General features: G+C 64.1%; 18 protein-coding genes. 13 read left to right on the forward strand and 5 right to left on the reverse strand.

The annotated features are described in order from the left end of the window. The first annotated feature begins 201 nt into the window (after nucleotides 1-201). From AC57B5_RS04840 to AC57B5_RS04865, 6 genes are all read left to right on the forward strand, one after another. Nucleotides 202-1,266 carry a hypothetical protein gene (locus AC57B5_RS04840; protein ID WP_496398880.1) on the forward strand — a complete coding sequence of 355 codons (1,065 nt, stop codon included), beginning with the start codon at nucleotides 202-204 and terminating at the stop codon, nucleotides 1,264-1,266. Between the two features lie 17 nt (nucleotides 1,267-1,283). After that, nucleotides 1,284-2,570, forward strand: a complete 1,287-nt coding sequence (locus AC57B5_RS04845; protein WP_496398881.1) for a phage capsid family protein — start codon at nucleotides 1,284-1,286, stop codon at nucleotides 2,568-2,570. Between the two features lie 60 nt (nucleotides 2,571-2,630). Further along, the gene (locus tag AC57B5_RS04850) at nucleotides 2,631-3,110 is read left to right on the forward strand and encodes a hypothetical protein (RefSeq protein WP_496398882.1); all 480 of its coding nucleotides are present in this window, start codon (nucleotides 2,631-2,633) and stop codon (nucleotides 3,108-3,110) included. Between the two features lie 64 nt (nucleotides 3,111-3,174). Then, entirely contained in the window at nucleotides 3,175-3,627 is a 453-nt protein-coding gene (locus AC57B5_RS04855; RefSeq protein WP_496398883.1) for a hypothetical protein, read from the forward strand. Further along, complete coding sequence (locus AC57B5_RS04860; RefSeq protein ID WP_496398884.1) at nucleotides 3,624-4,295, forward strand: phage adaptor protein; 672 nt, start codon at nucleotides 3,624-3,626, stop codon at nucleotides 4,293-4,295. The genes AC57B5_RS04855 and AC57B5_RS04860 overlap by 4 nt, the downstream gene beginning before the upstream one ends. 18 nt (nucleotides 4,296-4,313) lie before the next feature. Continuing rightward, nucleotides 4,314-5,942, forward strand: a complete 1,629-nt coding sequence (locus tag AC57B5_RS04865; RefSeq protein ID WP_496398885.1) for a hypothetical protein — start codon at nucleotides 4,314-4,316, stop codon at nucleotides 5,940-5,942. Here the strand turns inward: AC57B5_RS04865 and AC57B5_RS04870 are convergent. Next, the gene (locus tag AC57B5_RS04870; RefSeq protein ID WP_496398886.1) at nucleotides 5,939-6,562 is read right to left on the reverse strand and encodes a hypothetical protein; all 624 of its coding nucleotides are present in this window, start codon (nucleotides 6,560-6,562) and stop codon (nucleotides 5,939-5,941) included. The genes AC57B5_RS04865 and AC57B5_RS04870 overlap by 4 nt on opposite strands. Nucleotides 6,563-6,710: 148 nt before the next feature. Between AC57B5_RS04870 and AC57B5_RS04875 the strand changes: the two genes are divergently transcribed. Both AC57B5_RS04875 and AC57B5_RS04880 read left to right on the forward strand, forming a co-directional pair. Continuing rightward, nucleotides 6,711-8,015, forward strand: a complete 1,305-nt coding sequence (locus AC57B5_RS04875; RefSeq protein ID WP_496398887.1) for a hypothetical protein — start codon at nucleotides 6,711-6,713, stop codon at nucleotides 8,013-8,015. Next, nucleotides 8,012-8,239, forward strand: coding sequence for a hypothetical protein (locus AC57B5_RS04880; RefSeq protein WP_496398888.1), 228 nt, complete (start codon nucleotides 8,012-8,014; stop codon nucleotides 8,237-8,239). Before AC57B5_RS04875 ends, AC57B5_RS04880 begins: the two co-directional genes overlap by 4 nt. A gap of 47 nt (nucleotides 8,240-8,286) precedes the next feature. On the opposite strand, the gene AC57B5_RS04885 is transcribed toward AC57B5_RS04880, so the two are convergent. Continuing rightward, the gene (locus AC57B5_RS04885; RefSeq protein WP_496398889.1) at nucleotides 8,287-8,424 is read right to left on the reverse strand and encodes a hypothetical protein; all 138 of its coding nucleotides are present in this window, start codon (nucleotides 8,422-8,424) and stop codon (nucleotides 8,287-8,289) included. A 685-nt stretch (nucleotides 8,425-9,109) separates the two neighbouring features. Beyond that, on the reverse strand, nucleotides 9,110-9,352 hold the full coding sequence (locus tag AC57B5_RS04890; protein ID WP_496398890.1) for a KTSC domain-containing protein: 243 nt from the start codon (nucleotides 9,350-9,352) through the stop codon (nucleotides 9,110-9,112). Between the two features lie 218 nt (nucleotides 9,353-9,570). Here AC57B5_RS04890 and AC57B5_RS04895 point away from each other — a divergent pair, with 218 nt between their 5' ends. Both AC57B5_RS04895 and AC57B5_RS04900 read left to right on the forward strand, forming a co-directional pair. Beyond that, nucleotides 9,571-9,786 (forward strand): hypothetical protein, encoded by a 216-nt coding sequence (locus AC57B5_RS04895; protein WP_496398891.1) that lies wholly within the window; start codon nucleotides 9,571-9,573, stop codon nucleotides 9,784-9,786. A gap of 940 nt (nucleotides 9,787-10,726) precedes the next feature. Then, a complete protein-coding gene (locus tag AC57B5_RS04900; RefSeq protein ID WP_496398892.1) occupies nucleotides 10,727-10,927 on the forward strand; it encodes a hypothetical protein in 201 nt (66 codons plus the stop codon). A gap of 184 nt (nucleotides 10,928-11,111) precedes the next feature. Here AC57B5_RS04900 and AC57B5_RS04905 read toward each other — a convergent pair whose 3' ends face one another. After that, nucleotides 11,112-11,537: a hypothetical protein gene (locus AC57B5_RS04905; protein ID WP_496398893.1), complete on the reverse strand. Its 426-nt coding sequence runs from the start codon at nucleotides 11,535-11,537 to the stop codon at nucleotides 11,112-11,114. A gap of 109 nt (nucleotides 11,538-11,646) precedes the next feature. Here AC57B5_RS04905 and AC57B5_RS04910 point away from each other — a divergent pair, with 109 nt between their 5' ends. Beyond that, nucleotides 11,647-19,689, forward strand: coding sequence for a PLxRFG domain-containing protein (locus AC57B5_RS04910; protein ID WP_496398894.1), 8,043 nt, complete (start codon nucleotides 11,647-11,649; stop codon nucleotides 19,687-19,689). Nucleotides 19,690-19,847: 158 nt separating this feature from the next. Here AC57B5_RS04910 and AC57B5_RS04915 read toward each other — a convergent pair whose 3' ends face one another. Then, the gene (locus AC57B5_RS04915) at nucleotides 19,848-20,576 is read right to left on the reverse strand and encodes a discoidin domain-containing protein (protein WP_496398895.1); all 729 of its coding nucleotides are present in this window, start codon (nucleotides 20,574-20,576) and stop codon (nucleotides 19,848-19,850) included. 233 nt (nucleotides 20,577-20,809) lie between these two features. Here AC57B5_RS04915 and AC57B5_RS04920 point away from each other — a divergent pair, with 233 nt between their 5' ends. Together AC57B5_RS04920 and AC57B5_RS04925 are read left to right on the forward strand one after the other, a co-directional pair. Beyond that, nucleotides 20,810-21,988, forward strand: coding sequence for a hypothetical protein (locus AC57B5_RS04920; RefSeq protein ID WP_496398896.1), 1,179 nt, complete (start codon nucleotides 20,810-20,812; stop codon nucleotides 21,986-21,988). Further along, complete coding sequence (locus AC57B5_RS04925; protein WP_428145876.1) at nucleotides 21,985-22,446, forward strand: hypothetical protein; 462 nt, start codon at nucleotides 21,985-21,987, stop codon at nucleotides 22,444-22,446. The genes AC57B5_RS04920 and AC57B5_RS04925 overlap by 4 nt, the downstream gene beginning before the upstream one ends. The last annotated feature ends 15 nt before the right edge of the window (nucleotides 22,447-22,461 follow it).

The raw sequence follows: 22,461 nt of genomic DNA on the forward strand, positions 1-22,461 counted from the left end.
GCGGCGTTTTCATTGCCGCTCTGTCTAGGGTTGGTCTTTCCTCCCCCGCTTTTTGACACTGCTTCCAAGCCGCGGCGCATGTCGCTGTGGCGATGACTGCGGCGCTTCGGCGCTGCGGATTCAAGAGCAGATGGCGCGGCGCCCAGGCGCTGCTCCGGATTGCTGGCCCATGCGGCCACGGCGATATGTGGCGGGACAGGCATGACGACATCACAACAGGATTCTTTGGATAGCGCGGGCGGCGAACTGTCGGCCGATCAGTTGACGCAGATGCTCAACGCTGGGTTGCATGGCGATACCTCGGCTGTGTCCGAGGAACCCGGCGGCGCGCCAGCGACCGCCACTGATCCGGCAAACACTCCTGCTGCACCCGCTGTGGAAGCAGTAGCGAAGCCCGGGGGCAATGCTGCGCCGGCCGAGCCAGACCCGGCAAATGCCGTGGTGCTGGCCAAGGATGGCAAGCACACCATCCCCTACGAGAAGTTGGAACAGGCACGCCAGGGCGAACAGCGCTGGAAGTCTGAGGCCGAGCGCGAGACCGCCCGTGCCGCCGCAGCCGAGGCCGCCCTGGCCGAGCTGCAGGCGCAGGCGGGGCAACGCGCTGCCGACGGCAAAGCCCCGACCGAGACAGACAAGCTGGCGGCGCAGGCAGGCGCGGCCATCGAGGCTGGTGCGGACCCGGAGCTCTTCGGCGACTACTCGGAAGAAGGGCTTCGCGCCGGGATGCTGAAGTTGCACGCGGCCACCCGCGAGCAGCTGAAGGCAGAGCTGAAGGCGGAACTGCAGGCAGAAGTCGAGCGCGAGCTGGCTCCGCTGCGTCAGCACCGCCATGCCTCGGCCCATGAAGTGCACACGAACGCCATCTACACGGCACACCCCGACGTGGATTCCATCGCCCAGAGCGCGGAGTTTGATGCGTGGCTCAAGGCCATGCCCAGCTACGCGCAAATCGCCGCTCGCGGCGTGCTGGACGGCGGAAGCACCGAGCAGGTGATCGAGCTCTTCAAGGACTACAAGGCCGCGACTGCCGCTTCCGCAGCGCTCGCTCCAAAGGATCCCCCGAACGACCCGGCCAAGGCCGCCAAGGAAAAGCTGGCGGCCCTCGAAGTGCCCGTGCCCAACAGCCTCTCGGACATCCCGGGCGGCCGTCCTGGCGGCGGGACGCTGTTCGAACGGCTGGATTCGCTCCAAGGCGCGGACCTCTTTAACGCGATGAACGACCTCACGGAGGAGCAGCGCGAAGGGTTCCTCAATCGAAAAACCTGAACTGAGCGAGGACTGACATGAGCAAGACCCAAATGTCGGCGAGCGACCAGAAAAAGCTGGTCGAGCAAGCCGTTGGCGTTTTCACTGCAACGCAGAAGCGCCATTCCAACATCAACCGCCTGACGGGCAAGTTCCCCAAAATCGACGCAGCCGCCAGCTCGATTGCCAACCAGACGAGCAACACGATGCCTATCGTCCAGACGATGGACCTGGGCAAGGGCAAGGGCGACGAGTTGAAGTTCAACTTCGTCAACCCGGTGGGCGGCATTCCCATCATGGGCAGTGAGTACGCGGCCGGCCGCGGCGAGGGCGTGAGCCTGTCCGAAGACCGCCTGCGTGTGAACCAGGCCCGCTTCGTGCTGGACCTTGGCGGTGTGATGGACGAGGTGCGCAGCCCCGTTGATATCTACCGTCTGGCAAAGCCCCTGCTGCAGAGCGCCATGGACAACTACGAGGACCAACTGTCCCTCGTGCACATGGCAGGCGCGCGGGGCTTCCAGGATGACATCACCTGGCGTATCCCCCTCGCGGCGGATCCGCGCTTCAACAAGGTGGTGGTCAACCGCGTGAAGGCGCCGACCAAGAACCGCCACTTCATCGTGGACGGGGATTCGGTGCAGCGCTTCAAGGTCAATGCCGGCGAGGTGGACCTGAGCACTGCGGACATCATGAAGATGGACAACGTGGACGCTGTCCGCAGTTTCCTGGACCAGATGGTGCTGCCTCCGCCGCCTGTCGAGTTCGATGGCGACGAGATGGCCAAGGACAGTCCATTCCGCGTGCTGCTGGTCTCTGCCTCCCAGTACGAGAAGTTCTCCACCGATCCGAACTTCCGCCAATACCAGGCTCAGGCTCTGGCCCGCGCGCGCAACGCCAAGGATCACCCGTTGTTCCGCAACCCCGAAGTGGCTCTTTGGGGTGGAGTGTTGATCGTGAAGATGCCGAAGCCGATTCGCTTCTTCGCAGGCGATGAGATCAAGTACTGCACGCAGTTTGACAGCGAGACCGAGGCCGGCGTGATCGTGCCCCAGTCCTTCGGCGAAAACTACGCAGTGGATCGCTCCATCCTGCTGGGCGGCCAGGCCCTGGCCAAGGGTTACGCCAAGAGCCGCCACAACGGCATGCCGTACTTCTGGAAGGAAGAGGACGACGACTTCGACGACAAGCTCGAAGCGCTGATCGGCGGCATTCTGGGCGCTTCCAAGATCCGCTTTGCCGTGAACACGGGCGATCAGGTCGAGTTCACCGACCACGGCGCCACTGTGATCGACACCGTGGTGCCGATCTTCGGCCGCCGCCTGTAAGGCCTGGGACAGGGAGCGCGGCTCCCTGTCTCACTTCCTGAACCTCCAAAGGAGCCAATCATGGCAAAGATCAAAATCCTCGGCGCCGACCGTAATCAGTTCGGCGGCGCGCGCCCCTATGGCAATGTGACCACCATCCGCAGCGTGCTGGAGACGGGCGCCACGGGCATTCCCGTGCGCTCCACCGCCGTCGCGGCGCTGGCCGTCAGCGATGTCGTCCAGATCAACACGCTGCAGCCGGGCTTCCTGGTCGAGGCGGTGTCTCTGATCGTGTCCAACGGCTTCGGCGCGGGCGTCACTGCCTCGCTGGGCTTCGAGTACACGGACGGCGTGGACCGTCCCGAGCTGCCCCAGGCCGCAAACTACTTCGGCGCGGGCATCGACCTGGCCACCGTGGCCAACCTGCGCCTGAACCTGACCAAGAAGCTGGCCAAGTTCCCCGCCGCAGTGACGCTGCTGCTGACCATCACGGGCGCCGCCGTTGCCGAGGCCGGCTACCTGGATCTCATCGTCCACGGCGAAGGCCTGGGCATCGACTGACCCCGCCGCGCGGCCAAAGGGGCGGAGACGCCTCTTTCCGCGCTGGCATGAACCGCAGAGGCTCATGATGACCAATGAACCCAAAGTCGCGGTCCAGTACATCGGGCGCCGCCCCTCGTACACCGACCGCCTGTATGGCACCGGCCTCTCGTTTGATGCGGAGCAGGTGCGCGGCCTTCCGGCCTCCATCGCCAAGAAGTTCTTGCGCCATGGCGACATGTTCCAGCGCGCAGCGGTGGCGGATGACGTGGGCACGGGGCAGGGCGAGCAGCAGCCCACCATCATGTCGTTGGACGACACGGCTGCCCAGCTTGCCGAGGCACAGCGCTTGCAGGACGAGCAGCGTGCCAAGGACATGCGCCGGCAGGAGCTGCTGGACCAGGTCTCCAACATGGACAAGGACGGGCTGCAGGTGTTCGCCAAGGACACCTACAACCAGGTGGTGCCCAAGACCATGACGCTGGAGAACATGCGCGCCAAGGTCTTCGCCTTCATTGACGAGTACGGCCCGGTATGAACCTGAAGCAGCTGGTCGCCCAGTTCCGCAGCGATGCGGACGACCGTTTGGAGCCCTTCCGCTGGAGCCAAGACGACATCCGTTCCTGGCTCAACGAGGCCCAGGCCGAGGCTGCGGTGCGTGGCCGGCTGCTGTTGGACGACTTCACGCCGGGCCTGTGCGAGATTCCCGTGGTGGCTGGACAGGTCAGCTATCAGCTGCATCCGAAGGTCTACGAGATCGCCGACATCCGCTTTGTCCCTGCGACGGGCGAGGACGTGCGATGCCTCGAGCTGGTCACGCGCGAGCACCTGGACCAGAAGGCACCGCGCTGGCGCGAGGCCTCCGCCGGGCTGCCTCGATACGCCATCCAGACCGAGAAGCGGCTGCGCCTGGCGCCTGCCCCGCGCATGGCCGGCACGTTAAAGCTGGAGGCCTACCGCCTTCCGCTGGTTGCGTTGATCAGTTCCGTGGAAGAGCCGGAGATCCACGAGGCCCATCACCCCTATCTCGTGCACTGGGCCCTGTATCGCGGCTTCGGGCAGCCAGATTCCGAAGGCTTCGACCCCCAGCGCGCGGCCCAGGCCTATGCCGTGTTCGAGCGGTACTTCGGCATGCGGCCCGATTCCGATCTGCGGCGCAGCACGCGCCACGACGAACCCCAGGTCACGGTCGTCCATTCCCTGTGAGAACAGGAGGAGAAAAGCATGCGTGGATTCGATCCCGAAAAAATGAAGCAGGCCAGGGCAAATGCGCTGGCCAATCAGCCACGCCTGGGGTTCCGGCCGCGCGGTAGCGGTGGGCAGCAGGAGGAGAGTCAACCGGGGCCCGGCCTCGGCTTCGGCCCCACATCGGTATTGGAGGCACGAAAGGCGCAGGCCCAGAACCAGGCGCCAGACTCCATCCCCGGCATGTTCAAGCCGGGCGAGTTCGTCCTTCCTCCCGATACCGTGCACGCCATGGGCGGCGCGGGCGCGCTGCAGGCCGCCGTAGATGCCACCCACACACCCGCCGCCGAAGAGGCATGGGTGCCGCGCGGCTTCAAGCCCAAGGTGTTCTTCGCCAATGGCGGCCGGCCTGAAGACCAGATTCCGCTGGACGGCCAGCGCGCGGCGCCTGCTGCCGACGGCTCCCAGGACAACCCGATGAATTCGGAGCTGGGCCGCAATGTGACCAACACCCTCAACGCCCTGGGCGGTGGTGCGGCCGGCGCGTCTGGCGCTGTGGCGCGCGCCGTGGATGCGGGCATTGGAGCCAATGCTGCACTGGGTGCTGGCCGTGCAGCAGGTTTTGCGAGCCGGGCTTCGTCCACTGCGGCGCCCCTTGGCGTGCCAGCTGCGGGGGCCGTCGGCCTGGGCGCGGCCTATCATGCTGACCGGCCCGTAGGCGGCCTGCCATCTCTCCGCACGACCAGCTCCACAACCCCTGCGGCATCTCCGGGCAGCAATTCCTCCAGCGGCACGGCGCTTGCCGGCTCTGGTGCCAGCATGGGCCCGCCGGATGCCGCGGCCCCGTCCGAAGTGATGCCGGGCGTATACCGCCGCGGGAACAGCTACGCCGACAGCGCGCAGGCTGCGGCCCTGGGCGACCAGCCGCGCGGACTTCCTTCCTGGCAGAACCAGAACGCGGCGAACAACCTCGCAGGCCAGCAGCAGGCCGAATCCATGCAGCGCGTGCAGGCCGCCATGGCGCCGCCACCCACATCGCCCATCCAGCGCGTGGCCATCATGGGCTCCGGGGACGCGCGCGGCTTCCGCCGTGCCAGCCACCTTCGCGCATCAGATCGCGGCGACCTGGCGCGCCTGCAGGAGGCCCAGCGCTACGACACCCGCCTGGGCTTCGCCGCCGGCCAGCAGCAACTGGAGCGCGACCGCATCGCGGCCGACACCTTCCGCACAGCCCGCGGCTTCAATGTGGATCAGCAGCGGCTGGACACTGAGCGCCGCCTGGCGGACTCGGAGATCACGGCGCGCGGTTTCAAGAGCCGTGCTCAGCAGCAGGAGGAGCGGCTGCGCAATACCTTCCTCGATCCCAACGCCACACCCCAGCAGCGTCAGCAGGCCCAGCAGTCCCTGCGCGCGATCAACGGGGAGGCGGATCCGTCCCAGTGGGCACTGCAGGTCACCCCGGCAACCAAGAACGCCGACGGCTCCACCACGGAATCCAGCGTCTACCGGATCAACAAGGCGACAGGGGATGTGCAGCGGGTGGATGCGGGTATGGCGGGCGGGCCCAAGACCATCACGAACGACGACGCGGGCCGCCGCGCCCTTGCCGCGCTCCCTTCGGGCGCGGTGTATGTCGGCCCCGATGGCAAGCAGTATCGGAAGGCTTAATTCAGAGGGACGGCGTCGCGCTTCCACCAGTCGAGCTGTCCCTTGAATTCCTCCAGCACCCTGACCACATCGGCTGTGGAGCCTTTGGTCAGGATCTGCTCCCGGGCCTTGTCTTGCGCCACCCAGGCCCAGAAGTCCTTCCGGGCAAACAGCGCATCGGCGTCTGGGTGCGCGGCGTAGATCTTCCTGTAGTGCGTCTCAAGCTTCAGTAGGTCTGCATCGGTCTTGACGGCCGGGTGCTGTGCGCGAATCTCCGCAGACAGCGGATACCGCTCGCACATGTCCGTCGGGCCCGCGCTCGGCGTGTACAGGCACCCGCACGCGCGCATGATCATCCCAGCCGCCGGCTGCCAGGACGTGTCGCGCGCCTTGTCCAGCGTGCATTGCTCTGGTGACTTCGGGCCCAGCAGGCCACGGCCCGAGCCGCGGCGGACCTCGAAGAACTTGTCTGGGTGCTGCTGGGCGCACAGGTTGAGCGCGGCTGCGTGGGCTGGCGCGTTCTTCACGCCGGGGAGCTTGTCCAGCAGGCAGGTGGCGTAGTCGGCGGCCACTGCGGGAATACAGAGCACAGCCAGCGAGGCTGTGGCCCACAATTTTTTCATCGTTTCAATAGTGCCCATAGCTCCTCCGATTGATTTGACTCTAGCAAAGGGATGAGACTGACAGAGTCGTTGGCACAGGGAATTCCCTGTGGTCTAGTCTGAATTTTCGTCCATGTGTCCATCTGTATCGAGATATGCTCTTGGCAATCAAACATAGGAGGCGCATGTGACTTGTGAAGTGGCAGTGGCAAATAGACTTGGAATCGCTCTGGCAGCGGACAGTGCAGCGACCTTCACGCAGTCAGGTACTGGAGCTAGGACCTACGCCACTGGGGCTAATAAGATTTTTCAGCTTGCTGATTTTGATCCAGTGGGGTGCATGATATTTAATAACTCAACTCTTGCCGGAATCCCGTGGGAGTTGCTAATTAAAGATTACAGGGCTCAACGAAAAGATCCTTTAGCCACAATAAAGAATTATAGTGATGATTTTAGGGAGTACGTGGAAGGTATGAGGTCCGCAGGACTAGTTCCTGTGCAGGTGAGGGAGTTAAGTACCGTGTCTGCTTTAATCTCTGCGTCTAATTATGTGCTGGAGAGAGTGATTGGTACGGTTAAGTTAATGCACGATAAAGAAGGCATTTCTATAGCTGAGGCGATAGACAGGACCATTGACTTTGCCCACAGGGATTCTGGTAGCGGAGCTATCTCTGAGCAGCTCACCTCCGAGGGGCTCGAGGCTGTGAAGCAGAAGCATAGAGGTACAGTCCAAGGAGCGGTAGATGCAAGATTTGCACAGGCAGAAAATTCGCATCTAAGCGGCCAGGTAAATCATGAAAGAATCGTCGAGCTGATTTTTGCGACGCTGTTCTACAAGCCTTTCGAAGTTTTGGCTAGTGCATATACAGGGCTGGTTTTTGCGGGTTATGGCAGAGATCAATACTTGCCGAGTTGTTTAAGTATTAAGGTCTACGGATTTATTGGCGAGAAATTGTTGTTCACCGATGGCGAGGGTTTTGAGATGGAGCACACTGGGAGAAGCTGCTTCATTACTCCATTTGCGACAAGGTCCATGGTGGAGACATTTATGCTTGGAGCTAGCTCTAATGTCTACAGTTTTGTACAAAGACATTTTCTAGCATCAGCAAAAGAGGCTTGCACAACCTTTTACTCAAACACTGGGAATAAAGCAGATGAGCATTTGATTGAGCAGGTGGTGCAGGAGCAGATGCCTAAATTCATGCAAGGGTGGATCAAGGATGTGTCTATGGCTCATCTTTTGCCTTTGCTTGACATCGTGGGCGGGCTATCATTGGAAGAACTCGGGGAGTTGGCCGACACGCTGGTAATGCTCGAGTCCCTCAAGGAAAAGGTCACCTACCGGACACAATCGGTGGGAGGGCCCATCGATGTGGCCCTCATCACCAAATCTGATGGGCTTGTGTGGATAAAGAGAAAACTGTATTTTGATGCTTCTCTGAACCATCGGTACCTAGCACGCGTCGACAGAAAACACAGGAGTGAGCAATGACGAACTACTACGCTTCGGCACCTCGCGGCCAGGAGAACATCCTGGCACTGGTTGATGTTCTTCTACAGGAGAAGGCTGCTGGGGGCATAGGTTTTGACCAGCCCCCTCCAGAGCCAACGTCCGTCGAAACTGATTGCTATCGGGAACTGCGGGAAGCCTTGGAGCGCCAGCGCGATCAGGCTTCGCGCGCTCATTGGTTGGGGAATGCTGGCATCCCTGCGTGACAGGACTGCATGCTAAAACCAAGGTAGCCCGCAGCACGCGGGCTACTTCATTTGTGGCCTACCCCCCCCGCCAGCAGCGTCAGCACGCCCAGCACCACGGCCAGCAGCACGATGGCCAGGGCCGCGAGTAGCATGGTCGCGGCGCGCTGGTTCGCCGCAACAGCGCAGCGCGCTTTGAAACCCATTAGTGTTGGTGCCAGCGGGCTGCACATGGACACGTCCCAGGCTGGCACCCCTGCACGAGTCAGTGCCATCGTAGACTGGGTCTTCCTCAACTCTCAAGCACGCCATGACACGAACCAGCCTTCGACCCATTGGCACCATCCACGCAACTCGCGAGTCTGACGGAGCAGCAGTTACCGTCCAGGTGTTCCGAGAGATCACTCACGGCACGTACTCTGAAGGCGGAGGCTACGAGGCTGAAGGTGGGAGGGTGTTCAAACTCGCCGGGCAGACCTTGCGCGTGGACGGCTCCGACGAGTCATACCTGTCGAGCAGCACGGATCGCTACAAGCTGTCGGCGCCGCTCTAACGCCCGCAGCGCTCCGCGTAGGGTTCGCTCGCGGCGGCCCCAGTGAAGAGACTGGGGCATGGCACATCTCCCCACCCTCATCCTCTCTGGTGCGCTGTTCCTGGCGCTTGTCTTGGTCTGCGTAGCCCTGAGAGCAGTGCATCGTGCGAGGGCTGGGGCGCGGCGGGTTGAAGCGGGCGTGCGGCCTGCTGACGCTGACCTGGCCTATGTGCGCGACGTGCTGTTGCTCGCGCGCCGCGAGTTCGACTTCCACGGCGGCTGCGTGGGCACCGACCGGCCTGACTTGCCCCTTTCGCCAGACACAAGTTGGACCGTCGATTTCTCAAGGGTGAGGGCGGCTATCGATGCAGCCAGTGATTTGCTGGATCGTGCGGCTCCCCGAACTGGTCACGAATGTGATCGTTGTAGTAGCCGCCTGGCGAACGAGCTGCTTTCAACCCGGTCCAAGTATGTTCCGGCACCCTCGGATAGTCATACGCGCGATCCGGGCTGCTCGTGAACCACAGGCGAAGGAGATGGGTTTCGGGGCTGTAGGAGCCCTTCACCAGGGTACGCGACCCAGCGAATGAATGAGTCTCCATCGATTTGCCCCTTTCGGGCTGGTTGTGTAGGAGCACCCATCGTAGACCTAGAGGTCCATTCTTCTTCCAGTTGCCCACAGTGAACTACCCGCGCTGTGTTGTCGTTTGTGACTTGGCCAAGCCGCGGCGTGATGCACGTCTAAGCAAGTAGGGAAAGCGACCCTCGTGCAACGCGCCGGCCCAGCGATAGCATGGCACGACCACAACAAGGCATCTCCATGAAAATCGCATTCCTCGCAATCGCCCTGGCAGCAGCTACGTCGGCGCAGGCCGGCGACCTGTTGCCAAGCCAAGGTTCAGGCGTTACGTTCGCCTCGGGCAAGTCCGCTGCGTCGTCCCTGTCCTTCGAGGCCGCAGGCCGCAAAGGCAGCACACGTGTCGGCGGCTCGGGCAAGAGCGGGAAGGGTGGGCGCTACGTGGGCGGGCGCAAGTAGGTCTGGCCAAGTTCTGTACGGGCCCGCTTCGGCGGGCTTCGTCGTCTCTGAACCCAGCCCTGCGCCAGAAGCTCATCACGTACGTTCGCCTGCAGTCCAGTTCTGATTTGGGCATTGCATTTCGGCAGCTGCGGCTGATGTCGAAGCTTCTGTCGCCGGTGCGGCAATGGCTGCGGCTCGCAGTTGCCAAGGCAGGGTGCGGTGCTGCTTCGCCATGAGCCAAATCGCCGCAGCTATCGCAAGCGTCCCCAAAATAAGCAGGGCCAGTGCACCCGCAGGCGACCACTGGGGTTGTTGGTCGCTGTCCTGGCCCGGCTTGCACTCATCCATGTGGACCCTCTGCCGAATTGGCAACGGCAGGAGTTATTGATACTCGCATGTCACTACGCTTTCGATTGGTTGAATGTGAGCGCATGCTAATGTTATTTTGGTTCTTGTACCAATATGTATCTTCTCCCAGGCTGTGAGGCCGTACAGGCGGCAATCAGCATGCCCGCCACGCCTAGGCCAACCCCTACCTCGTCATCTCGTTTTGGACGTCACAGGTGCGGTACAACAGGTTCAGAGTTTCTTTCGCTCAGTATTTCTTCAGGGTGCAGCCATGCCAGATTCCATCCACGCCCCGTGCCCCTTATGCAACCTCCAGTGCACTGCCTACCTCGAAGACTATGGAAAGTGGATGCACTTTTCCTGCCGCTGTTGTCGCGAGCTGAAGGTGAACAAGATGGTGATCAGCAAGCTCCGCGCTGAATCCAATGACGTGCGCGAGGAGCTGTCACAACTGGCGCGGGCCCTAGGAGAGGGCGAATATCTCCACATCGCTGCAACGGATCAGGGCTCGTTGCAGCCCCGAGGGCAATCTGCCTGGACGGCTGAGGTGCGGACGCGGCCCGAGTGAGGCTATCGTCCCAGCTCGGGCTTTCCGTGCCACCATCACGCCATGATTCCTGCACCCCTCCTTCAGTTCACCGACGTTCGTACTCGCGTCTTCAACGGGAAGACGCTCATCGGCCTCAAGCACACGGCCAAGACTGCCTCAGGGCTTGATATTGCAACCACCTGGGTCGATATGCCTCCTGAAGATGTCGAGCGGCTGATCAAGACGCTGCAGGACACGCTGGCCGGACTGCCGGCCGAGTAGCAGACGCACGCATCCCTCACCCATCAGCCCCGCATGTCGGGGCTTTTTGCTTCCCCGGCTACGCTTCGCTCCCAAGCGCCCCAGCGCGGCGCGACGTTCCCAGTGAGGATGATGTAGCTGAGGCTGATCTGCCAAAAAGAAAAGGCCCGCGCGGCGGGCCTGGTGTGCGCGTTGAGCTGACCAGTCAATCGTCGTTTCCGCCGTAGTTGTACGTGGTGCCAGAGTACGAGCGGCCTCGGCTGTTGACGCCATTGTGATAAGTCGTATTCCCATAGGTGCTCGAGGTGCCCGACCAAGCGTTCCCGTTGGCTCCGGTGCCATTGTGGTACGTCGTGTTCCCATATGCGTTGGAGGTGCCCGACCAGGCATTTCCGTTGGCCGCCATGCCGTTGTGATAAGTGGTGTTGCCGTAGGTGTTGCTGGTCTGGTTCCAGTTACTCCCGGTTCGGGCATTGCTGCCTTGCGTGTATGTGGTGTTCCCGTACTGCTGTACGGTGTAGCTGTTCCCGTTGTTGTCGGTGCAGTAGCGGGATGACCCGGAACCTGTGCAAATGGCGTGCGCGCTGAAAGCTGCTGCGCCAAATGCGATGGCCGCGATGATTGACTTCATGTGCCCTCCTAATGGTTGCAACAAGATATTACAGCACCCGAAATTTAAGCTTGGCTGCTCCCCCGCCTAGGGTTCGACCGCCCCCGCACCTCTCCTTGAGAGTGGGGGCATGGCAAACGACAACGAATGGTGGAAGCAGGGCGCGAGCCCGGTTGAGTCGTCCTCACCAGGCGGCGATTGGTGGAAAGCGGGCGCGAAGCCTGTCGAACCAGAGTCGCCCGGCCGCTCAGCCACGGACTACGTCCGCGACGCGGCAGCCTGGGCAGCCAAGGGCGCCGTGGCCGTGCCCGAGGCTGTTGTCGGTCTGGCTGACATAGCCACCGGCGGGCGCGCGGGCAAGCTCCTGGAGAACGAGGGTGGGGCTGTGGGCTTCCGGCCCAAGCAGGCGCGCGAGGCCATCAATGAATGGCACTCGGACGCCACCAAGGAAGCGCAGCGCAAATTCCAGGAGGCCGAGGGCCTGGGGGGCAAGTTCCAGGCCGCCATCGAGAATCCTTCCAATATCGTCGGCGCGGTTGTTGAATCGCTGCCGGCCATGGGTGCGGGCGGCGTGGTGGCGCGCGGCCTGGGTGCGGCCACGCGGCTGGGCCAGGCCGGCGCAAAGGGTGCTGCAGCAGCTGGTGCGCTGGGTGAGGGCATCGTGGGTGCGGGCTCGGCTGCCGAGCAGATCCGCCAGGAATCCGAAGATGGACAGCTCTCGCCGGGCCAGACAGCTGCAGCGGCAGCCACGGGCGCGGCCACGGCCGGTCTGGGGTATGCCGGCGGGCGCGTGGCGCAGCGGCTGGGCATTGGTGATGCCGAGACCATGCTGGCCCAGGGCAACAAGGGCATTGCCAAGCAGTTTGCCGATGACGCGGCCACAGCGGCCACCAATCCGCTGGTGCAGCAGCGCGCGGTCAAGAGCATTCCGACGCAGGTGATCCAGGGCGCGATTTCCGAAGGTTTCCTCGAGGAGCTGCCGCAGTCGGTCGCCGAGCAGATCTTCCAGAACCTGGCCCTGGGCAAGGACTGGTCCGAGGACGTGGATACGGCTGTGGTGCTGGGCACGCTGTCGGGCGCGGCCATGGGCGGCGGCGCGGCGGGGTATCGGGCAGCGCGCGAGCCGCGGGTGCCTGCAGGTCAGCCCGGCGAGGCTCCTGCAGCGGATCAGCCCGGGGCCGAGCAGGCCGTGGCCGGCGCACCTGGTGCTGCTGGTCCTGCCGAGGGCGCAAGTGCCGAAGGCGACGCCACGCCACCGAATGCCGGCCTGGAGACCATGCGGCGTGAGTTTGAAGCCCGCATGTCGCAGCTGCAGCAGGAAGAGGGCGGCGAGCCGCAGGTGCCGCAGAGCACGCCGCCCGATGGCGCGGCAGCGCTGGCCCAGCAGCGCGCCCAGGAGCAGGCCCTGCGCGATGCCGAGATGGCCGCGAACCGGGCCGTGCAATCGCCCGATGACGAGATCCTGCAATCCACGGGCGCAGCCATGCCGCCCTCGCGCGCCATGGGCCTGGACCCTGCCGCCGGCTCTCTGTCCGCAGCTGCTGCCTTGGCCGTGGATTCCGGCGCGGCTGCCCAGACCCAGCAGGCCGATGCCTTGGCGCAAGCCGCCGAAGTTGCCGCCCGTGCGCCAGCCAAGAAGAAGGCCTCCGAGCGCCAGGTCACCGCAGACCCTGCCACCGGGGAAATCGAAGGCGGGGCCCTGGCCACCTGGACGGATGAGGACCTGTCCAACGGATTCCGATCTGCCCAGGCCAAGAACGTGCGCCTGCAGCTGGCGCGCGAGCTGGCGCGGCGCCGCGCCGAGCGCGACCAACAGGCTGCTGCGCCAGCACCTGCAACCACACCCACCCTCCAGCAAGGAAGCATCGATGGCACACAAGCCGATCAAGCCCAGCCGCCGCGCGCGGAATCTTCGCCGGCAGCAGGAGCGCAAGGAGCGCCGGTTGCAGGTTCTGCAGCTGCGCAGGAGCTGACCGATGGCACCACCTCGTCTCAGCACGATGGCGCGCAAGCAGGTGCAGCGCCGGGCCCGCAGGCTCAAGCGCCGGCCCAAACCCCTGCCGAGCGCATCGACGCAGGTCGCGCGGCCTGGGCCAGCATGCCCACCGCAGAGCGCAAGGCCCTGGCAGGAAGGATTGAGGGCCTGAAGCCGGTCATCCGCAAGGCGCTCCCCGGCGCCACGTGGGAGCGGCTGAATGTGGACCTGCAACGCAAGATCGCGGACGCCATTGCGCCGCAAGGAGCAACCAATGATTCACCCGCACCTGCAGTACGGATGGCAGATGAACGCGCAGCAGGCACTGAGGCTGCTGCGGCGGCTGGGGGCGGTGAGCCGTCAGGACGCGCGCCAGATGCGCAGCCTGCTGGGCCGCGAGGTGGCGTTGCCGGACAGCCTGCTGCCGGCGTGCAATCTGCTGTACCTGGCCGAAGTGGCGCCAGCGAACAGGCTGCCGGCGTAGCCCCTGCTGCTGCGCCAGCGCCCACGGCGGGCCAGCAGCAGGCCGTGGTCATGGCAAAGGAAGGGAACGACGCGCGGCGCGCGCAACTGCTGGCCGCGAGCGAGCGCTGGACCAGTATGCCGGCGGCCGAGCGCCAGGCTGTGGCCAAGGCAGCGAAGGGGTTGAGCGCTCCGGCGCGGGCGGGCGCTCACACGCGGGCATGGGCTGATCTTGCGCCCACGGTGCGCGAGAAACTGGCCGCTGCCTTGCTCGATGCTGCTGCAGCACCTGCTCTGCAGGACCAGGCCGCCTCTGTGTCAGCCGCTTCCGGCGACGAATTCCCCCTGCAGGAGGCAGCCGCCAGCTACTCTGGCATTTCGCATCAGGGCAACACCCGGTCAAAAAGCGACCGAGCGGCCTTCGAAACCTTCCTGAACAGCCAGCGCGACGATGGCATGTCCGTGGCCAAGACCGAAGCCCAGCGGGCGGCTGTGGAATCCGAAATGCAGCAGCTGCGACAGGAGTATTTGCAGCAGTACCGCATGCTGATGGGCGTGCGCGCCGGCACGTACAGCGGCTTCGTGGCAGGCCGCAGCGGCCTGAACTCCAAGCAGGCCGGAAGCCGGAACAACAGCCTGGATCGGGCCATGGAACGCTTTGCGTCCTGGGTGTCTGCAGCAGCTGGCCGATCCCGCGAGGCGGCGCTGGCCGCCCGCACGCCCGCTGAAGTACAGGCTGCGAGGGAGGCCGCCGCCACTGCACGCCAGGAAAAGGACGCTGCACGGTTGGCCAAGGATCTTGCGCTGGTGGGTCGGGTTCTGGATTGGAAAAAAGGCGACCGTTCGGAATTTTCCAAAGGCACGACCTTGGTCGGCGTGAACAAAGACCGTGCGGGATACCCCAGCAGTGTGATGCTGGAGCCCACCGATGGCGCGCCCCTGGTGGACAACAAGTTCGACTTGGCTGGGTTGCTTCGCCGCAAAGGTGAAAGCGTGCCCGAATCGCGCCAGCGCGTGCGTGATCTGGTGGACAAGGTGCGTGCCGAGCGTGGACAGAACGGCAGCGAGCCTGCTGACGTCACGCCCAAGCGGCCTCGCGGGGTCCTGGCTAAAAAGGCCGCGGCCGAAGAGGCCGACCGCTCCGACTACTTCACCCCGGGCAACATCGTGAAGGGCTACGGGGATAGCAATGTCCGCGTGGTCTCGTACACGCCGGCCAACGCCGATGGCGCGTGGAGCGTGACGGTGCGCCAGGTGGAGAAACAGGGCTCTGGCTGGGAGGATGTGCCGGGCGTGCGCGAACGCACCCATGCCACGCCGCCCAGCGCGCGCGAATTGAAGGCCGGGCCAGTGGAGCGCACCGCGGATCTGCCATTCCGGCGCGGCGAGGCCGAGGGCCAGGGCCTGACCGATGACCAGATGGCCAACCTGCTGCGCATCATGCGGCCGGAGCCGACGGCCTTCTCCGATGCGGCGCGGGCCCAGGCCGTGGGCCAGGTGCGTCAGACGGTGGACGCCATCCGCAAGGGCTGGAGCAATGGGCCCGAGGTGGTGGTGGCCTTCGACATGAACGACCCGGCCGTGCCCGAGGCAGCGCGGCGCGCGGATTTGCGCCAGCGCAGTGGCGGGGCCTCCGGAGCGCCCGAGGGCTTCTACTGGAAAGGCCGCGCCTACCTGCTGGCCAGCAAGCTGAACACGCCCGCCGACGCGGCCCGCGTGCTGCACCATGAGGTGCTGGGACACCACGGCCTGCGCGGCATGTTCGGTCCGGAGCTGAACAAGATCCTCAACCAGGTGGCCACCATGCGCAAAGATGAGGTGGATGCCAAGGTCGCGGACTATGGCCTGCGCGGCGTGGCGCTGGGCCGGCGCACGGCGGCGGAGGAAGTGCTGGCTGAGATGGCAGAGAAGACGCCGCAGTTGCATTTCGTGCGCCGCGCCGTGGCGGCGATCCGGAACTGGCTGCGCGCCAACGTGCCCGGGTTCAGGGGACTCAAGCTGTCGGACGCCGACATCATCCAGGGATACATCCTGCCTGCACGCGATTTCGTGGAGCGCGGGCAGCGCGCCGTGTCCGACCGCGTCGAGCCGGTGTTCAGCCGCTCGGACTCGCCGTCCATCACGCCTGACGCAATCATTGGCAGCACGCTGGGCAGCGCATCGAAGCACCCGGACTACGCGGCGGCGAAGGGTGGGGATGTCGCAGCGGCCACACGGCTGGCTGTGGACCTCGTCACACCCGAGATGGTGGCGAAGGTCGCTGCTGCACTGGGTGGCGCCCGCCCGCGCGTGTTGCCGGTGGCGGCCGAAGAGGCCTCGGGGCGCAACAAGATCCCGCGCGCCGTGGCCGAAGTTCTGGCATCGCGCCTGGGCCTGGAAACGGCGACAGGCATCGTGCAGGCGAACCGCGCGCGTCGCACCGGCCTGGATGGGCTGGACCGCATCTTTGCACCTGTCGATTTCGCGGGCGCCGTGGAGCCTGGCGACTACCTGCTGGTGGATGACACTCTCACCCAGGGTGGCACGTTCGCGGCCCTGGCCAGCCACATCCGCGAGGGCGGTGGCAACGTGGTGGGCGTGGTTGCGTTGACCGGCAAGCAGTACAGTGCAAAAATCCAGCCCTCTCCTGAAATTCTCGCAACTCTCCGGCAAAAACATGGTGACCTCGAAGACCAATTCCGTGCAGCCACAGGCTACGGCTTCGACGCGCTCACTGAGTCGGAAGCCCGATACCTCGCGCGATTCGAACCGGCTGAGCGACTCCGAGATCGAATCGCTGAAGAAGGACGACGCGGAAGCGAGCGCGCAGATCAAGACAATCCTCGCCAAGGCGATGCCGACGACGACCTGAGCTTCAGCCGCTCGCGGCTTTCGGAGATCAAGGACAGCGCTCTGGACCAGCTCCAGAAGACGATGTCCCACCCGGGCAAGATCTCTGTTTGGGACAAGACCATCGGCACCATGCGGCACCTTGCCGAGCGAGCGCCTGCCTTCAAGCCGGTCTACGAGACTGCGCAGCAGGACATCGATGACGTGTCCATGCTGGCCAACGATGCGGCCGACCGCGCGCCGCGCCTGCTGCCGCGCGTGGACACCATCGGCGACCTGGTGGGCAAGAACCGCAAGACCCCCGTATCGGCGGCCGACAACAAGGCCGTGGCGAAGCCGCTCTTCGAAGGCACGCTGCTGTGGGGCCGGGATGTGGACGGCAAGGCAGTGCTGGTGGACGAGCTGGCCAAGAAATACGGCAACCTGCCCGCAGACGACAAGGCCCAGTTGCTGCTGCGCGCCGGGCGGCTAGATGACCGCATGCTGGGCGCCTGGCGTGGCCTGCCGCTGGCCCAGTACGAGGCCAACGTGAATTCCCGCTTCGACAGCAAGATGCTGAAGGCCGGCACGGTCTGGACCGATGCCGAACTGCAGACCATGTTCAGCGCGACGCCCAACCAGATCGCGCTTTACCGCGAGGCCCGCGCGGCCATTGACCGTTCCATCGACATGACGGCTCGGGCGGACATGATGCGCGCCCTGGGCGACGAGTACGCCCCGATGCGCGACATGGTGCTGGATGCCCCCAAGCTGTCGGACGCCCTGGAGCTGCTGACCACCACGCTGCAGCACGACGCCAAGGCCAAGCCGGAGCTGGCCGACCGGCTGCTGCAGCTGAACAACCTGGTGGTGGACCGTGCGGCCACGGCCAAGGACCTGCAGGACGCCGGGTATGCGCCGCTGTCGCGCTTCGGCCGGTACACGCTCGACGTGGTTGACCAGGATGGCAACCGCCAGTACTTCGGCATGTACGAGACCATGAAGGATGCCAACCTGGCCAAGATCCAGATGGCCCAGGCCTTCCCTGGCGCCGTCATCACGCAGGGCACGATGAGCCAGCAGTCCTTCAAGCTGTTCGCAGGCATCACGCCAGAGACCCTGGAGATCTTCAAGGACATGGTGGTGGGCAAGGAGGCCGACGCGGCCACGCGCAAGGTCTACGACGAGTACCTGAAGCTGACCAAGAACAACCACAGCGCGCTGAAGCGCCTGATCCAGCGCAAGGGCATCGAGGGCTACAGCCAGGACGTGGGCCGCGTGGTGGCCAACTTCGTTTACAGCAATGCACGCCAGGGCGCGGCGGGCCTGAACGCGGGCACGATGGATCGAGCCATCAACGACATCCCGAAGGACCAAGGCGAGCTGAAGGACTTGGCCATGGGTCTGCGCAGCTACATCCGCGATCCGCAGGAGGAGGGCCAGGCTGTGCGCGGCATGCTGTTCGCTCAGTACCTGGGCGGCTCCCTTGCCTCGGCCTTCGTGAACATGACCCAGCCCTTTGCGGTCACGCTGCCATGGCTCAGCCAGTTCGGCGGCATTCGCGCGGCCAGCGGCCAGATGACCCGGGCACTCAAGGACATGGGCACGCGCGGCATGAAGTACGAGACGGACCTGGCCCATGCCCTGAAATCGGCCGAGGACGATGGCGTGGTGTCGCCACAGGAAGTGCATCAGCTGATGGCCCAGGCGCGCGGCGCTGGCGGCCTTCGCTCGGGCGACGGCACGCGAGCCGGCGATGCGCGCGCCGCGGCGAGCAATGCGTGGGAGCGCACCAAAGTGGCTTGGGGCCAGCCCTTCGCGTTGGCCGAGCAGTTCAACCGCCGCTCCACCTTCATTGCTGCATTCCGGATCGCCAAGGCCCAGGGCATGCCCGATCCCGGCGCTTTCGCGCGCAAGGCGGTGCTGGAGACCCAGTTTGTCTACTCGAAGGCCAATAAGCCCCAGTGGGCCCGCGGCGCCGTGGGCGGCACGCTGTTCACCTTCAAGACCTATTCCGTGAGCTACCTGGAGCTGATGCAGCGCATGTGGAAGCAGGGCGGCCCCGAGGGAAAGCGTGCCGTGGGCTGGGCCCTGGCCATGCTGCTGCTGATGGGCGGTGCCGGCGGCGTGCCCTTCGCCGAGGATGTGGAGGACCTGATCGACGGCGCGGGCCAGCTGATGGGCTACAACATCAGCAGCAAGCAATGGCGCAAGCAGGCGCTGGCGGGGATCGTGGGCAAGGAGCTGGGCGAGTTCATGGAGCAGGGCCTGTCGGGCCTGCCGGGCGCGCCCATCGATGTGTCCGGGCGCCTGGGCATGGGCAACCTGATCCCCGGCACTGGACTGTTCCTGACCAAGCAGTCGCGCGAGCGCGATCTGCTGGAGGTGGTTGGCCCTGCAGGCGACCTTGTCGCGCGCGGTTTCACTGCCGGCCGCAAGGTTCTGACGGGTGACGTGGCAGGCGCGGCCCTGGAGGTGTCGCCCACGGCGGTGCGCAACGCGGCGAAGGGCCTGGACATGGCCGCCACCGGCATGTACCGCGACCAGAAGGGCTACAAGGTGATCGACACCACGCTGGCAGAAGCTGCGGCCAAGGCCATCGGCTTCCAGCCCAAGGGCGTTGCCGAGGTCCAGGAGGCGAACAGCTTCATGCAGCGGTCCAAGAGTTTCTATACCCAGACCTCTTCGGACATCAAGGCGCAATGGGCCCAGGCTGTCTTCGAGAAGGATGAAGCCGGCCTGCAGCGCGTGCGCGACCGGCTGGCCGATTGGAACAAGAACAACCCCGAGCAGCCCATCGTGGTCAAGATCCCCGATGTGATGAAGCGTGTGCGCGAGATGAACAAGGATCGCACGGATCGGATCGCGGACACATCGCCAAAGGCTTTGCGGCAACAGATGCGGGAAATGGCGGCTGGTGTGGGCTGAGCCTCGCGCTCAGGAACTGCTAGAGGAAGCCCATGGCGCCGAGCCCGATGATGATCAGCCAGTAGGTCTCGATCATCTAGTGGCACTCGGCGTGAAATGAGCATCCGCTCAACTCAGGACGTGCAGACTAATATTTCAGCCGTTCCCAAGCATTCGAGCTATTGCTTTTCGAATAACCAAACCGTGTTTCCTCCAAAACTACCGCATTGCCCATGCACTGTTTGAGGACCGAGTAGCGTTAAGCCGTACTTCCCATTCAAGTTATCTAGATAGCATGTTTCAACTCGTGCGCCGGTGGGAAGATTGCGCACATCTCTATAATAGTATTTTGTGGTTTGAAATCCACATCCATTACTCTGTGATGCATATAGAGCCCAGCCATAGTTGTAGGTGTACATGTTGCACGCCGTCGCCAAATCACCTCCGTCATAAACCTGAAATTCCTTCCAGGCCACATGGGATGGAGATTTGGTTGTCTGGATAATAAGGTATCTTACCGGTTGTGCTATAAGATTGTAAAATTCGAGCCAGACGTGATCCGTTGTGTATTGTGAAATCGTTCCAAAGTCATGCGTAACTCCAGCTTCTGTTCGGCCATAAACTCTATGTATGGTTTGACCGGCAGGGTATTGAGCTGTAAGCATTCTTAGCTTGGAAAACATTCGCTCAGATCCGAGATCAATATCAATCCATTGTTTAGCTGTTGAACCAGAGTTCCAAGTAGTGTTTGGATTCCCATCTGCAGCCAAACCCATATCAACCACATTGCCAGATGCGTTGGTGATCGTGATAGGCAGCAGAATGCCACCACTTTGTGCGGATGCTCCTGCCGAGAGCATTGCGGCAGCCGCTCCAATTGTCGCCGCTGCCATCTTGAATGATTTCATTTGCAACTACTCCTCCAGTGTTTGAAGCCATGCATACTAATAGAGTTTTGCTCATGGATTTTTAGAGTCAATCTATTGGAAGTAGGAATGTGTGATGGTTTTATTCGTTATTGAGCAAACTATTACTTTGCTAACTATCTAAGGACAGGCAATGTAATCGGTCGCCCACTTTCGCTGAGCGCTTGCCCCGGCTAGGGTTCGACGCATTCAGAGCCGCTCGGCAAAGTCCGGGCATGCCAGCAATCCGCTCCTTCCGAGGCCTAAACAACGTCACCGACCCGCTGCGGCTCGGCCTGTCGTGGTTCGTGCGTGCCGACAACGTCGATGTGACGGAATCGGGTGGCGTGAAGCGGCGTGCCGGATATGCGCTGGCCCAGGCTGGCACGCCCACGGGCATCTACGCCACCAAGGATGAGACCCGCCTGTATGTGATCGACGGCGGCGAGCTGCGCCAAGTCTTGGATGACATGACCGTGCGCCCACTGGCGCAGGGCCTGGGCCGCGATGCGTACTGGGCCGAGATCAACGACCAGGCGCTGTATGTGGCCGGCGACGCGGCCGGGATCATCACCGCAGAGGGCGAGGCGCTGCCCTGGCGTCTGCCTGTGCCGGCCGAGCCGCGCGTCCAGGTGGGCGAGGGCGGACAGCTTCCGGCGGGCCAGTACCGCGTCTGCGCCACCTTCATCCTGCCGGACGGCCGGGAGACACCGGCCAGCACAGCCGCCGAGATCACGGTGGAGCAGGCCGCTGCGCTGCAGATCAGCGGCATCGAGCAGCTGCCCGGCTGCGTGACGCGTGTCTATGTGGCGCCGGCCGACAGCACCGCATTTCAGCTTGCCTTTGGCGATGCCGGCCAGGCCGCAGTCTGGGCGCAGCCACCCGAGGCCCTGGGCCAGGAGCTGCTGACCGATGGGCTGGATCCGCTGCCCGAGGGCGTGGACGTGATCGCCGAGTGGCGCGGCCGCATCTATGCCGCCCAGTACTTGCCCGAGGACGACAAGACCGCAGTCTGGCGCAGCGAACCCCTGGCGCCGCACCTCTGGAATCTCTCCGAGGGCTTCTTCATGGTGCCCGGCCGCGTGCACGCCCTGGCGCCGAACGATGCCGGCCTGCTGGTGGCCACCGACCGCGCCATGCATGCCTACACGCCCGAGGGCCTGGCCCTGCTGGCCAGCTACGGCACGGTGCCAGGCCTGCCCTGGGCTCTGGATGACAAGCGGACGCTCATCTGGTCGCAGCGCGGCCTGTGCCAGTTCCCCGAATTCACCAACCTGACCGCCTCGCGCGTGAGTGTGGCGCCCGGCCTGCAGGCTGGCGCGGCCGTGCTCGAGCTGGACGGCCAGGTCCGTTTCCTTGCCTGCCTGAACGCGGGCGGCACGCCCTTCAACCAACGACGCGAGGTATCGCCATGACTTTCAAACTCTCCACCGGCGTGCGCAATGCACAGGCCGGCACTCTCGGCCTGGCCGGCGCGCTCAATGGCGGCTGCATCCTGGTCTACAGCGGGCCCCAGCCCGTTACCGCGGATGCAGCGCCCACGGGCGTGCTGTTGGGCCGGGCCACGCTCAATGGAGACCCCTGGGTGGCCGGCTCGCCCACGAACGGCTTGGTGCTCGATGCTCCGGCCAACGGCGGCGTGCTCAAGCCTGCCTCGGCGATCTGGAAGTTCATTGGCCTGGCCGCGGGCACCATCGGCTGGTTTCGTTTCGTTGGCAACGCAGCAGATGACGGCTCGCTGTCGGTGGTGCTGCCTCGTCTGGACGGTGCTGCAGCGGTGGGCTCGGGCGAGGGCAAGTTCTCGACGCTCACGGTGACCGTGGGCCAGCCCATCACCATCGATTCGTTCTCCTACATGATCCCGGCGCAGTGAGTGGCGGGTAGGGCA

This window comes from Delftia sp. BGA-UO-ETr-SB1 (assembly GCF_059567865.1).